Genomic DNA, 13,596 nt, shown 5'->3' on the forward strand with positions numbered 1-13,596 from the left:
GCTTATTCTCCAATCATGTCGATGTTGGCGGCGCCCGGCGGCACCATCGGGAACACTTTTTCGTTAATATCGATCAGCGCGTGGATCAGGCAGGGCCCTGGACGCTGAATCGCCTCGGCCAGGGCGGCCTGCGGATCTTCCGCGGCGTTCAGGTCGCAGGTGTCCAGCCCGAAACCGGCGGCGATCTTGAGGAAATCGGTGCGCTTAGGGTAGGCGGCGGCAAAGATGCGTTGCTGGTAGAACAGGGTTTGCTGCTGATGCACCAATCCCAGCGCCTGGTTGTTCATCAGAATGATTTTTACGTCCAGATCCTGCTCGACCGCGGTGGCCATTTCCTGAATGTTCATCATCAGGCTGCCGTCGCCGGAGAAGCACAGCACTTTGCGTTGCGGTTCGGCCAGCGCCGCGCCGATCGCCGCCGGCAGACCGAAGCCCATGGTGCCGAGGCCGCCGGAGGTCAGCCACTGGCGCGGGCGGCTCAGCGGATACGCCTGCGCCACCCACATCTGATGCTGGCCCACGTCGGTGGTGATGATGGCGCTGTCGTCCACGCAGCGTGCGGCGGCCAACACCAAACCATAGTGGCTCAGCGGATCTTGCGCATTCGGCATGTTGAACGGGAACTCGCGCTTCAGGTCGTTCACGGTGCTCAGCCATTCGCTGCGCGGCTGCGTCTCGATCAGCGGCAGCAGCTGCTGCAATACCTGGCCGACGTCGGCATGGATAGCCACGTTGGCCTGCTTCACCTTGCCCAGTTCGGCGCGATCTATGTCCACGTGAATGATGGCGGCGTTGGGGCAGAACTGTTCGGTTTTGCCAATCGCCCGATCGTCGAAGCGCGCACCCAGCACGATCAGCAGATCGGCCTCCTGCAGAATAAAGTTGGTGCTGCGCGCCGCATGCATCCCCAGCATGCCCAGCGACAGCGGATGCTCCACCGGCATCGCGCCCAGCGCCATCAGCGTCATGGTGGTGGGCAGGCCGGCGCGTTCCGCCAGCTCCAGCGCCTGTTGGTGGGCTTCGGCGCAGATAATGCCGCCGCCGAGGTAGAGGATCGGGCGCTTGGCCTGGTTGATCATCGCGGCGGCCTGCGCCACCTGCGCCGGTTCGAAGGCCGGTGCCGCATCGGGTACGGCGATCGGCGGCAGCTCATCCAATGTTATCTCGGCGGTTTGCACGTCTTTCGGGATATCGATCCACACCGGGCCGGGGCGGCCGGATTCGGCGATGCGGAAGGCGTCGCAGATCACCTGCGGCAGTTCGCGGATATCGCGCACCAGGTGGTTGTGCTTGGTGATCGGGATTGAGATGCCGTAGGTATCCACCTCCTGGAAGGCGTCGGTGCCGATCATCGAGGAAGGCACCTGAGCGGTGATGCACACCAGCGGGATGGAGTCGAGCTTGGCGTCGGCGATGGCGGTGACCAGGTTGGTGGCCCCCGGGCCGCTGGAGGCGATGCATACCGCCGCCTTGCCGTTGGCCCGCGCCATGCCCTGTGCCATAAAGCCGGCACCCTGTTCGTGGCGCGCCAATACGTGGTGGATGCGGGTGCTTTGGCTCAGCGCGTCATACAGCGGCAGCGCCGCGCCGCCCGGAATGCCGGCGACCGTGGTGATGCCCTGGCGCTCCAGCAGGTGAACGATCAGTTGTGCGCCGGTGAATCTGGTGCCTGGTTGAGACGTGCCCGAAATTGCCATGTTCCTGTCCTTTCTCGAGGCCGGTTGCTTTTCTGGGCAGGGTGCTAAAACAAGAAACCCCGCCCGGTTTGCGCCGGCGGGGTTTGGGAATCGATGCGTTGATTCGGACCCTACGGCGCATTGCCGACGACCACCACCACACGCACGACGACCACCGCGGCTGGTAGCGCGGTAACTAGTAGGGTCGAAGTCAGCGAGGATGCGATCACAGGGAACCTTATCATCAGTAAAAAAGTCAGGTTTTTATAAAACCACAGGCGAAAAATTCGCACAACAGGTTTATTTGCCCAGCATAAAAAACGCGCGTCCGATCACGCTTTATGCGCAATGCCCAGCACCTGCGCCTCCGGCGCGCTGCCGTCCAACAGGGCCTGCGTCGGGCCGTCGTAATAGATGCGGCCGTCCACCACCAGCAGCGTGCGCGGGGCGATGCGCGCGGCGTCGTCCAGGTTGTGCGACACCATCAGCAGCGTCAGGCTGCGCTGTTCGCACACCTCCTGCAGCAGCTGCAGCATTTCGTTGCGCAGCGCCGGATCGAGCGCCGAGAAGGGCTCATCGAGCAGCAGGATCGGCCGTTGGCGTATCAGGCAACGCGCCAGGGCGGCGCGCTGCCGCTGGCCGCCGGACAGCTGTGCCGGCAGGCGTTCAAGGTGTTCTTCCAGCCCGACCTGCCCGGCTATCTGCGCCAGCTGCCGCTGTTGCTGCGCATTCAGCCGCAGGCCGGGATCGAGGCCCAGCCCGATGTTCTGCGCCACCGTCAGGTGAGCGAACAGGTTGTTTTCCTGAAACAGCATCGACACCGGCCGTTTGGCCGGCGGCGTGGCGGTGTGCTCCTCGCCGTCGAGCAACAGTCTGCCGCTGGCCGCCGGCAGAAAACCGGCGATCAGGCTCAGCAGGGTGCTTTTGCCCGCGCCGCTGGGCCCGAGCACCGCAACGCGCTCGCCCGGCTGAATGTGCAGGTCAAAGCGCATCGGCAGGTGTTCATACAGGTAGGTCAGTTTTTCAAGCGTCAGCATAGGTTTTTCATTTTTCAAGTCGCCGCCTTGCAGCAGTTGCAATCTATTGAGCGGAGCGGCCCGGTAGACGTTCGATCAGGGTAAACAGCAGGAAGCACAGCAGCAACAGCAGCAGCGCGGTTACCGCCCCGTCGTTGCTGCGGTAGGCGCCAATCTGCTGATACAGGTAAAAAGGCAGGGTACGGAAATGCTCGTTGCCGAACAAGGCGACCACGCCGAAATCGCCGATGGACAGCACGCAGGCGAAGGCCAGCGCCTGCGCCAGCGGGCGGCGCAGCGCCTTCAGTTCGATCAGCCGCAGCCGCCGCCAGCCGCGCATGTCCAGCGACAGGCACAGCGGATTGTAGCGCTCGGCCAGATCGCGCATCGGGTTTTCCAGCACCTTCAGCGCATAAGGCACCGCCATCAGCGCATTGGTGAGGATCACCAGCGCGTAAGGCGACTGCGGCAGCCCGAGGGTGTCGCTCAGCAGCAGGAAGAAACCGGTGGCCAGCACGATGCCCGGCATCGCCAGGATCACCATGCCGCTCAGCTCCAGCGTTTGGCCCCAGCGCAGACGTTGGCGCAGCTTGAGCTCGCGGCTGCTCCACAGCAGCATCATGGTCAAGGCCACGCACAGCAGGCCGGCGCCGAGCGCGATGCGCAGCGAGGTGAACAGCGCCTGCCACAGCATCTGCTGTTGCAGCACGCTGACCATCGCCTGATTGGCGCCGTCGGCGACCACCGCCAGCAGCGGCGGCAGCAGCAGCAAGAGGGCGGCGGCGATCAGCAGGAAATCGCTGACGCGGCGCCACAGGCTGTCCTCCGGGTTGCGCCAGAGGTGTGCTTGGGTATGGCCCACCGGCAACGCCTGGCCCAGCCGCTGGCTGAGCACCACCAGGCCCAGGCAGCATGTCAGCTGGATCAGCGCCAGCAGCGCGGCGCGGCTGAGATCGTAGTCGTAGCTCAGCGCCTGATAGATAGCCAGTTCTATCGTGGTGGCCTGGGGCCCGCCGCCCAGCGACAGTACGGTGGCGAAACTGGCGAAGCACAGCATGAAAATCAAGGCGCCGCTCGGCAGGATCTGCCGGCGCAGCGCCGGCCATTCGACAAAGCGGAACTGCTGCCAGCCGTTCATGCCGAGCTGAGCCGCCAGCTGGCGCTGTTCGACCGGGATATGTTCCAGCGCCTGCATCAGCAGGCGGGTGGCCAGCGGCAGGTTAAAAAACACGTGCGCCAGCAGGATGCCCTGCAGGCCATACGGCGAGAAGCTGTAGTTGACGCCCAGCCAGCCGCACAGCGTCGCCAGCCAGCCCTGGCGGCCATAGACGCTGAGCAGGCCGAACACCGCCACCAGCACCGGCAGCACCAGCGTCATTGCGCACAGCCGGAGCAGCAGTTGGCGGCCGGGGAAGCGGCGGCGATACAGCGCCCGCGCCAGCAGGATGGCGGGCAGCACCGAGATCAGCGCAGACAGCAGCGCCTGCCGAAAGGTGAAGCGCACCACGTGCCACAGGTAGCTGTCCTGCCACAGGCCGCGCCAGTCGCTTTCCGGCGCGTGCCGCCACAGCGAGCCCATCGCCAGCGCGGCGATGGCCAGGATCAGCCCGGCGGCCAGCAGCCCCGGCCATAGCCAGCGGGGGATTACTGGCTGACGGCGGTTTGCCATGCCCGGATCCAACTGCCGCGTTGCCTGGCCACCTCTTCGGCGCTGTACTGCAGCGCGGTCTGTGGGACTATCATCTGTTCAAAGCCGGCCGGCAGCGGGGTGTTTATCACCGGGTACATCCAGTTGCCGGTCGGAATGCTGTTCTGGAACGCCGGTGTCACCATAAATTGCATGAAGCGCTCCGCCAGCGCCGGCTGTTTGGCGGCCTTCAGCTTGCCCGCCACTTCAACCTGCAAGTAGTGGCCTTCGCTGAAGTTGGCGGCGGCGTAGCCGTCTTTTTTCTCTTCAATCAGGTGATAGGCCGGGGAAGTGGTATAGCTGAGCACCAGGTCGCCTTCGCCCTTGAGGAACAGGCCGTAGGCTTCGCTCCAGCCTTTGGTGACGGTGACGGTTTTCTTCGCCAGCTGCCGCCAGGCCGCCGGCGCCTTGTCGCCATAGACCTTTTGCATCCACAGCAGCAGGCCGAGGCCCGGCGTGCTGGTGCGCGGATCTTCATAGATCACCTTCCAGTTTTGATCGCTGCTGACCAGTTCCTGCAGGCTTTTCGGCGGGTTTTTCAGTTTGTCCTTGTTGTAGACGAAGGCGAAGTAGCCGTAGTCATAAGGCACGAAGGTTTTATCCTGCCAGCCGCCCGGCACGGTCAGTTTGCCGGTATCCACGCCGCTCGGCGCGAACAGCCCGGTCTGCTGGGCGGCCTGCAGCAGGTTGTTGTCCAGGCCCAGCACCACGTCGGCTGCGCTGTTGGTGCCTTCCATGCGCAGGCGGTTCAGCAGCGACACGCCGTCTTCCAGCGCGACGAATTTCAGCTCGCAGTCGCAGTCGGCCTCGAAGGCTTTTTTCACCGCCGGGCCGGGGCCCCAGTCGGCGGCGAAGGAGTCATAGGTGTAGACCGTCAGCGTCGGCTTGGCGAGCGCCGGCGCGGCGCACAGCAGCAGTAAGCAGGGCAGATATTTTTTGACCACGTTGCACTCCTGAAAAATAAGGGGGCAAGGGCATCTGAGAGGGGCGAGGCGGCCAGGCCGGATCGCTATGCTCAAATCCCTCCGCCGGTATTGACCGGATCAGGTTCGACGGGTGTGCTCTCAGCGGAAAAGCGGGCTTTCTTCATCGCCTGCTTTCCGCACCCCGTTGAGACGGCGCTATTGTAAAGACTAACCGACGCAGGCGAAAGGCGCTTATGCCTCCGGCGGTGCAAACCAGGCGGATTTGAAGTCGAACCAGCCGAGGGTGTTCATGCGCACGCCGCGCATGCTGCGCTGGCCGTGCAGCTGCAGCCAGTGGTGGAACAGCGGATGCAGCTGGTGTCCGCTGACCAGCCGTTGGCAGAAATCCGCCAGCGGCAGGCGGTTGGCGCGCCACTGCGCGGCGTCCTGCGCCAGATCTTCATGCATGCAGTGCTGCAACAGCGGCAGCTCATACAGGGTGGCGAACAGCGAGAATTCCAGCGGCAGGGTAAAATTGGCGCTGCCGAGCCACAGATCGCTCTGCGCATCGCCCTTATGCCAGGTGGCGTAATCTACGGTCTGCACAATCAGCCTGACGCCATGCTGAGCCAGCAGCGGTTCGATGGCCTGGCGGATGGCGTGGAACTCCGAGTGCTCGTTGAAATAGGTGATCGTCAGCGCGGTCAGGCCCGCCGGTTTGGGCTGCTGCGCCAGCGCGCGATTGTGATGCCAGCGCGGCAGCAGGCCATAGGCCGGCGACCAATAGCGTTGGTAGACCGGCCCGGCGTTGCTCAATAGAGATATTGGGTTGATCAGTTCGCACAGCCAGCTGCGGATGGCCGGATCGGCCGCCAGCAGGGAACGCTGGTCGAACAGCAGAAAGTAGCAGCCTTCCTCCAGCCGGCTTTCCAGCTCGTTTTTGCCGGTGTCGTCGCCCTGCAGCTGGACGCCGGAGTGCACCAGCTCCTCGGTAACTTCCGGCAGCACCCAGATATTCACCTCGTCGATCAGCGCCCGGTAGCCAAAATAGTCATCGAAGGCGTGGATCTTCATCTGGCTGCGGTGGTTACGCACCACGCTGTATGGGCCAGTGCCTATCGGATGGCGGGCGAAATCCGGCAGGCTGCGCCATTCGCGCGGCAGGATCATCGCGTGCACGCTGCCCAGCAGCCAGGGTAGCCAGTAGTCGGGGCTGTTCAGGCGCACATCGATGACGTAAGGCGTCGGCGAGGTGACGCTCTCGATGTGTGAAAACAGCGGTTGCGGCATCAACCGGTTGAGCGAGCTGATGACGTCTTCCATCTCCAGTTCGCGGCCGTGGTGGAAATGGATCGCCGGGCGCAGGTAAAAACGCCAGTGCAGCGGTGTCAGGGCCTGCCAGTGATGGGAAAGATCGGACTCCAGTTCCCCGTTTTCCTCATTTATGCGCGTCAGACCGCTGAAGATTTGCCGGGCCAGGTGGGTTTCCGAACGCCGCAGCGCCGAGCCGGGCAACAGGTTGTACAACTGGCGATAGTAGAGCACCCGCAGAATGTGTTTGCCCTGGCGGAAGCTGCGGCCCAGCTGGGACAACAGCATCTGGCGCACCACGTTTTTGTCGCCGACCAGCTGTACCAATTGATCGATGCGATCCTGCTCCAGCAGCTCCTCGGCCCGCTGCTGCTGCAGCGCCAGGCCGGTATAGTGGAAGCTGAGCTGCGAACGCTTGCCGCGCCCCGACTCCGCCTGCCAGGTCAGCCAGCCCTGCTGCTGCATGGCGCTCAGCAGCGAGCGCACGTGGCGCCGCGAACAGCTGAGCACCTCCGCCAGTTCCTGCAGCGTGGTTTCGGTGGTTTCGCCATGGCAGCGCTGCCACAGGCGGATGAACTGCTGCTGCAATCTGGAGGTGGACATAAAAGAGGAACGCTCCCGCATCAATTCGTCAATTTATCTTTCCCTATATTACGCCGATAATTTTAATCAATGAAAGGGGGAGGGCGAATGATGAAAGCTTTCTTGTCAAAACGGTTCTATCAGCGCTATTTCAGCGCGGTGCGCCGCCAGCACGCCGACTGGCTGGGTCTGGTGCCTGAGCAGGCGCGGCTGGAGATGCTGGCCCACCTGACCCAGTGGGATATCAAGGACATGAGCGAAAAGCAGTACCGCGAACATCTTTGAACGACGCTGCGGCTTGAAATACGCGGGGCAAAAGAGTTTCTGAGTAATGGTGCAGTTTCACCAGCCAGTGGGGTAACCCACTGGTTTTTTTATTCGTGGTCCTGGCGAGGCGCTTGCATTTTTCCCGCCGTGGCCTAAGGTTTCCACTTCTGCTTTAAGGTCAGGGACGAAGATATGCAACGCCTGAGCTGGCTGTCACAACGTTTTAATCCCATTTTTGCCGCTTTCCTGCTGATCGCCTTTCTTTCGGGCATCGCCGGTGCCTTGCTGGCGCCGACGCTGAGCCTGTTTCTGACCACCGAGGTGAAGGTGCGGCCGCTGTGGGTAGGCTTGTTCTATACCGCCAACGCGGTGGCCGGCATTGTCGTTAGCTTCCTGCTGGCCAAGCGTTCCGACACCCGCGGCGATCGGCGCATGCTGATTCTGCTTTGCTGCCTGATGGCGGTCGGCAACTGCCTGCTGTTCGCCTTCAACCGCGACTACCTGACGCTGATCACCGCCGGCGTGCTGATGTCGGCGGTGGCCAATACCGCCATGCCGCAGATTTTCGCGCTGGCGCGCGAATACGCTGACAGCGAAGCGCGCGAGGTGGTGATGTTCAGTTCGGTGATGCGCGCACAGCTGTCGCTGGCCTGGGTAGTTGGGCCGCCGCTGTCTTTCGCGCTGGCGTTGAGCTACGGCTTCACGGTGATGTTCCTGATTGCCGCCGCTACCTTTGCCGCGTGTACGCTGCTGGTGTGGTTCGCCCTGCCGTCGGTGCCGCGTGCGGAAGAGGCGGGCGATAGCCTGCAGGGCGGCACCTCCGCGCCGATTGCGCCCGCCAGCGCCTGGCGCAACCGCGACGTGCGGCTGCTGTTTGTCGCCTCGATGCTGATGTGGACCTGCAACACCATGTATATCATCGATATGCCGCTGTATATCACCGCCGATCTCGGCCTGCCGGAGAAGCTGGCCGGGCTGCTGATGGGCACCGCCGCCGGGCTGGAGATCCCGGCGATGCTGTTGGCCGGTTATTACGTTAAACGCTTCGGCAAACGCAACATGATGCTGTTTGCGGTACTGGCCGGGGTGCTGTTCTACGGCGGGCTGATGGTGTTCACCGGTAAAACGGCGCTGATTGCGCTGCAGCTGCTGAACGCCATTTTTATCGGCATCGTAGCCGGTATCGGCATGCTGTATTTTCAGGATCTGATGCCGGGGCGGCCAGGCGCTGCCACCACGCTGTTCACCAACAGCATTTCCACCGGGGTGATCCTGGCCGGGGTGCTGCAGGGGGCGCTGGTGGAGAACCTGGGGCACTACGCCGTTTACTGGCTGGCGGCGCTGCTGGCGGTGGCGGCGTTGTGGATGAGCGCCCGGGTGCGCGAAGTGTGAGATCAAACGCCGTCATTATTGACGCAAGTCATTGAGAAGCTTAAACCAGACGCCCAAGCTAAACGGACACAGAACGCGTTCGCCGCGTTCTCGCCCATCTTGCAGCTGAGATGCCGATCCGTTTAGAAAAGTGGGTACGTTATGGATAAACTGACACCGCTCAAGCCTGTTCCTTCCCTGTGCGCCGTCGCCGCCACGCTGATCATTTGGTTTCTCATCCCGGTGCCGGAGGGGGTCGCCCCCAACGCCTGGCAGCTGCTGGCGCTGTTTATCGGCACCATCATCGCCATCATCGGCAAGGCGATGCCGATCGGCGCCGTTTCGACGATCGCCATCGCGCTGGTGGCGGTGACCGGCGTAACCAACCCCGGCAAGCCGGGCGCGGCGCTGGACGACGCGCTCAGCGGATTTTCCAACCCGCTGATCTGGCTGATCGGCTTTTCTATCATGATCTCCCTCAGCCTGAACAAAACCGGATTGGGCGCGCGCATCGGTTACTATTTCATCTCGCTGTTCGGCAAAAAAACGCTGGGTATCGCCTATGCGCTGACGCTGGCGGAAACCACGCTGGCGCCGGTAACCCCCAGCAACACCGCGCGCGGCGGCGGCATTATCCACCCTATCATGAGGTCTATAGCCGACAGCTTCGGCTCCAGGCCCGAGCTGAATACCTCCGGCAAAATCGGCCGCTATCTGTCGCTGGTCAACTACAACATCAACCCGGTCACCTCGGCGATGTTTATTACCGCCACCGCGCCTAACCCGCTGATCGTCAGCCTGATCGCCAAAGGCACTCACGGCAGCTTCGAGCTTTCCTGGTCGATGTGGGCGGTGGCCGCGCTGGTGCCGGGGCTGTGCTCGCTGATCGTTATGCCGCTGATAATCTATCTGCTGTACCCGCCCGAGGTGAAAAGCACCCCGGATGCGCCGCGTTTCGCCCGCGAGAAACTGCAGGCGCTGGGGCCGGTGACGCTGCCGGAGAAAATCACCCTGGCGGTGTTCGCACTGCTGTTGGCGCTGTGGGCCGGTATCCCGGCAATGATCTTCGGGCCGGCGCTGGCGGTTAATCCGACCACCGCGGCGCTGATTGGCCTGGCGGTGCTGCTGGCCACCGGCGTGTTGAGTTGGGAAGACGTGCTGAAGCACAAAGGGGCCTGGGACACCGTGGTGTGGTTCTCGGCGCTGGTGATGATGGCCAGCTTCCTCGGCAAACTGGGGCTGATCGGCTGGCTGTCGCAGACCGTGGGCAGCGGCATCGACCATATGGGCATGAGCTGGGTCGGCGGTACCCTGCTGCTTACCATTATCTATCTGTATTCCCACTACTTCTTCGCCAGCACCACCGCGCACGTTACCGCGATGTTCGCCGCCTTCTTCGCCGCCGGGATAGCGCTTGGCGCGCCGCCGGCGCTGCTGGGGCTGATTCTGGCGTTCTCTTCTTCGCTGATGATGTCGCTGACCCATTACGGCACCGGCACCGCGCCGATTATTTTCGGCTCCGGCTATGTGACGCTGGGCGAGTGGTGGAAAACCGGGCTGGTGATGAGCGTGATCAACCTGCTGATCTGGGTGTTGATCGGCGGGGCATGGTGGAAGTGGTTGGGTTATTGGTGAGAAAAAAATTCACCCGCCGGGCGGCGGGTGAAGGGGATTAATTCAGAAACGCCGGCTGCTGCGCCTCGTAGCGGGAGATGTCCGCTTCGTGCTGCAGCGTCAGGCCGATGCTGTCCAGCCCGTTGATCATGCAGTGGCGGCGGAAGCTGTCTATCTCGAACGGGTAGCTCTTGCCGCCGGCGCTGACGGTCTGGTTTTCCAGATCGACCACGAACTCGACGCCTTCGTGGTCCGCTACCAGCCTGAACAGCTCATCGACCTGCTGTTCGCTCAGGGTGACCGGCAGCAATTGGTTGTTGAACGAGTTGCCGTAGAAGATATCGGCGAAGCTCGGTGCAATCACCACCTTGAAACCGTAGTCGGTCAGCGCCCAGGGCGCGTGCTCGCGTGAGGAGCCGCAGCCGAAGTTTTCCCGCGCCAGCAGGATGCTGGCCCCTTTATAGCGCGGTTTGTTCAGCACGAAATCCGGGTTTGGCTGCTGGCCGGCGTCGTCGAGGAAGCGCCAGTCGTTGAACAGGTGCTGGCCGAAGCCGGTGCGCGTCACTTTCTGCAAAAACTGTTTTGGAATGATGGCGTCGGTGTCGACGTTTGCCGCATCCAAAGGCACCACCAAACCGGTGTGTTGAGTAAATTTAGCCACGGTCGTGCCCCTCAGTGAATGTCGCGAATATCGGCGAAATGGCCGGCAACGGCGGCCGCGGCGGCCATCGCCGGGCTGACCAGGTGGGTGCGCCCACCGCGGCCCTGACGCCCTTCGAAGTTACGGTTGCTGGTGGATGCGCAGCGCTCGCCCGGGTTCAGGCGGTCGTTGTTCATCGCCAGGCACATCGAGCAGCCCGGCAAACGCCATTCAAAACCGGCTTCGATAAAGATTTTATCCAGGCCTTCGGCTTCCGCCTGCGCCTTCACCGGGCCGGAGCCCGGCACCACGATCGCCTGCACGCCGCTGGCGACCTTGCGGCCTTTGGCGATCGCCGCCGCCGCGCGCAAATCTTCGATGCGTGAGTTAGTGCAAGAGCCGATAAACACTTTATCGATCGGCACTTCGGTCAGTTTGATGCCCGGTTTCAGGTCCATATAGGCCAGCGCTTTTTCGGCGGAGGCGCGCTCGACCGGATCGCTGAAGGATTCAGGTGCGGGGATCGCCTGGTTGACGGCGATCACCTGGCCCGGGTTGGTGCCCCAGGTGACCTGCGGCGCGATGTCTTCGGCGCGCAGCGTGACCACGGCGTCGAATTTAGCCGCGTCGTCGGATTTCAGCGTGCGCCAGTAGGCGACCGCCTGCTCCCAGCTGTCGCCGGTCGGCGCAAACTGGCGGCCCTTCAGGTAATCGAAGGTGGTGTCGTCCGGCGCCACCAGGCCCGCTTTGGCGCCCATTTCGATTGCCATGTTGCACAACGTCATGCGGCCTTCCATGCTCAGCGCCTCAATGGCTTTGCCGCAGAATTCCACCACGTGACCGGTGCCGCCGGCGCTGCCGGTTTTGCCGATCACCGCCAGCACGATATCCTTGGCGGTGATGCCTTCGGCGGCGTCGCCGGTAACTTCAATCTTCATGGTTTTGGCGCGGCCCTGCTTCAGGGTCTGGGTGGCCAGCACGTGCTCCACTTCAGAGGTGCCGATACCGAACGCCAGCGAACCGAACGCGCCGTGGGTGGCGGTGTGCGAGTCGCCGCAGACGATGGTCATGCCCGGCAGCGTCATGCCCTGCTCGGGGCCGATCACGTGCACGATGCCCTGGAACGGGTGATTCAGGTCATACAGCGAGACGCCGAATTCCGCGCAGTTCTTGATCAGCTCCTGCATCTGGATGCGCGCCATCTCGCCGCTGGCGTTGATGTCTTTGGTTTGGGTCGAAACGTTGTGATCCATGGTGGCGAAGGTCTTGCCCGGCTGGCGCACCTTGCGGCCCATGGCGCGCAGGCCGTCGAACGCCTGCGGCGAGGTGACTTCGTGCACCAAATGGCGGTCGATATACAGCAGCGGCGTTTCGTTCGGCGCTTCGTACACCACGTGGGCATCGTACAGCTTCTGATATAAGGTCTTGGCCATGTTATGCCCCCTGGGTTACAAAGCGGGCGATGATGTCGCCCATTTCATCGGTGCTGACGGCTTTGCCTTCACCGGCCAGATCGGCGGTGCGGTAGCCCTGTTCCAACGCCTGGTTGATGGCGCGTTCAACGGCGTCGGCCGCTTCATCGGCGCCCAGGCTGTAACGCAACAGCAGGGTGGCGGACAGGATCTGAGCTACCGGGTTGGCGATGCCTTTACCCGCTATGTCCGGCGCGGAGCCCCCGGCCGGCTCATACAACCCGAAGCCTTGTTCGTTCAGGCTGGCGGACGGCAGCATGCCCATCGAGCCGGTGATCATCGCGCACTCGTCGGACAGGATGTCGCCGAACAGGTTGGAGCACAGCAGCACGTCGAACTGGGACGGATCTTTAATCAGCTGCATGGTGGCGTTGTCGATGTACATGTGCGAGAGCGAGACGTCCGGATAGTCTTTGGCGACCTGATTGACCACTTCACGCCACAGGATAGAGCTTTGCAACACGTTGGCCTTGTCGATAGAGGTGACCTTGTTGCGGCGCTTGCGGGCGGATTCGAAGGCGATGCGCGCGATGCGTTCAATTTCGAAACGGTGATAGACCTCGGTATCAAAGGCGCGTTCCTGCATGCCCTGGCCTTCGCGTCCCTTCGGCTGGCCGAAGTAGATGCCGCCGGTCAATTCCCGCACGCACAGGATATCGAATCCGCGCGCGGCGATGTCGGCGCGCAGTGGGCAAAACGCTTCCAGGCCCTGGTACAAACGCGCAGGGCGCAGGTTGCTGAACAGCTTGAAGTGTTTGCGCAGCGGCAGCAGGGCGCCGCGTTCAGGCTGCTCGGCCGGCGGCAAATGCTCCCATTTCGGGCCGCCTACCGAACCGAACAGGATCGCATCCGCCTGCTCGCAGCCGGCGACGGTCGCAGGCGGCAGCGGGCTGCCGTGGCGATCGATGGCGATGCCGCCGACGTCGTATTCGGCGGTGGTGATGCGGATATCAAAGCGCTGACGCACCGCGTCCAGCACCTTGTGCGCCTGAGCCATTACTTCCGGGCCGATTCCGTCTCCGGGCAAGACGGCAATATGGTAAGTCTTCGTCATG

The 13,596-nt window shown here is 62.9% G+C and carries 12 protein-coding genes and 1 riboswitch; of the genes, 3 read left to right on the forward strand and 9 right to left on the reverse strand.

All coding sequences use genetic code 11. The features are described 5' to 3' along the window. Positions 1–2 precede the first annotated feature (2 nt). The 6 genes from ilvB to sgrR form a co-directional block, all read right to left on the reverse strand. A complete protein-coding gene (gene ilvB, locus KHA73_RS03210; RefSeq protein WP_234588776.1) occupies positions 3–1,697 on the reverse strand; it encodes an acetolactate synthase large subunit in 1,695 nt (564 codons plus the stop codon). Between the two features lie 110 nt (positions 1,698–1,807). Next, positions 1,808–1,921: an ilvB operon leader peptide IvbL gene (ivbL, locus tag KHA73_RS03215; RefSeq protein WP_154747116.1), complete on the reverse strand. Its 114-nt coding sequence runs from the start codon at positions 1,919–1,921 to the stop codon at positions 1,808–1,810. A gap of 87 nt (positions 1,922–2,008) precedes the next feature. Further along, positions 2,009–2,713 carry a thiamine ABC transporter ATP-binding protein ThiQ gene (gene thiQ, locus KHA73_RS03220; RefSeq protein WP_234588778.1) on the reverse strand — a complete coding sequence of 235 codons (705 nt, stop codon included), beginning with the start codon at positions 2,711–2,713 and terminating at the stop codon, positions 2,009–2,011. 43 nt (positions 2,714–2,756) lie between these two features. Then, positions 2,757–4,361 carry a thiamine/thiamine pyrophosphate ABC transporter permease ThiP gene (gene thiP, locus KHA73_RS03225; protein ID WP_234588780.1) on the reverse strand — a complete coding sequence of 535 codons (1,605 nt, stop codon included), beginning with the start codon at positions 4,359–4,361 and terminating at the stop codon, positions 2,757–2,759. Then, entirely contained in the window at positions 4,337–5,323 is a 987-nt protein-coding gene (gene thiB, locus KHA73_RS03230) for a thiamine ABC transporter substrate binding subunit (RefSeq protein WP_234588788.1), read from the reverse strand. The genes thiP and thiB overlap by 25 nt, the downstream gene beginning before the upstream one ends. Before the next feature lie 58 nt (positions 5,324–5,381). Beyond that, a riboswitch (TPP riboswitch) is annotated at positions 5,382–5,499 on the reverse strand. 37 nt (positions 5,500–5,536) lie between these two features. Further along, complete coding sequence (sgrR, locus tag KHA73_RS03235; RefSeq protein ID WP_234588790.1) at positions 5,537–7,198, reverse strand: HTH-type transcriptional regulator SgrR; 1,662 nt, start codon at positions 7,196–7,198, stop codon at positions 5,537–5,539. An 87-nt stretch (positions 7,199–7,285) separates the two neighbouring features. On the opposite strand from sgrR, the gene sgrT reads away from it, so the two are divergent. The 3 genes from sgrT to KHA73_RS03250 all read left to right on the forward strand — a co-directional run bounded on the left by sgrT (position 7,286) and on the right by KHA73_RS03250 (position 10,450). Continuing rightward, positions 7,286–7,462, forward strand: a complete 177-nt coding sequence (gene sgrT / locus KHA73_RS03240; RefSeq protein WP_234588791.1) for a glucose uptake inhibitor SgrT — start codon at positions 7,286–7,288, stop codon at positions 7,460–7,462. A 174-nt stretch (positions 7,463–7,636) separates the two neighbouring features. After that, positions 7,637–8,836, forward strand: a complete 1,200-nt coding sequence (locus KHA73_RS03245) for a sugar efflux transporter (RefSeq protein WP_234588793.1) — start codon at positions 7,637–7,639, stop codon at positions 8,834–8,836. A gap of 141 nt (positions 8,837–8,977) precedes the next feature. Further along, positions 8,978–10,450 (forward strand): DASS family sodium-coupled anion symporter, encoded by a 1,473-nt coding sequence (locus KHA73_RS03250; RefSeq protein ID WP_234588794.1) that lies wholly within the window; start codon positions 8,978–8,980, stop codon positions 10,448–10,450. Positions 10,451–10,487: 37 nt separating this feature from the next. On the opposite strand, the gene leuD is transcribed toward KHA73_RS03250, so the two are convergent. From leuD to leuB, 3 genes are read right to left on the reverse strand one after another with little or no spacing between them, the layout of a single operon-like run. Then, positions 10,488–11,090, reverse strand: a complete 603-nt coding sequence (gene leuD, locus KHA73_RS03255; RefSeq protein ID WP_234588796.1) for a 3-isopropylmalate dehydratase small subunit — start codon at positions 11,088–11,090, stop codon at positions 10,488–10,490. A gap of 11 nt (positions 11,091–11,101) precedes the next feature. Then, positions 11,102–12,502, reverse strand: coding sequence for a 3-isopropylmalate dehydratase large subunit (gene leuC / locus KHA73_RS03260; protein ID WP_234588798.1), 1,401 nt, complete (start codon positions 12,500–12,502; stop codon positions 11,102–11,104). 1 nt (position 12,503) lies between these two features. Beyond that, positions 12,504–13,595 carry a 3-isopropylmalate dehydrogenase gene (leuB, locus tag KHA73_RS03265; RefSeq protein ID WP_234588800.1) on the reverse strand — a complete coding sequence of 364 codons (1,092 nt, stop codon included), beginning with the start codon at positions 13,593–13,595 and terminating at the stop codon, positions 12,504–12,506. Position 13,596: the final 1 nt, after the last annotated feature.

This window comes from Serratia entomophila, assembly GCF_021462285.1.
GTDB classification, from domain to species: domain Bacteria; phylum Pseudomonadota; class Gammaproteobacteria; order Enterobacterales; family Enterobacteriaceae; genus Serratia; species Serratia entomophila.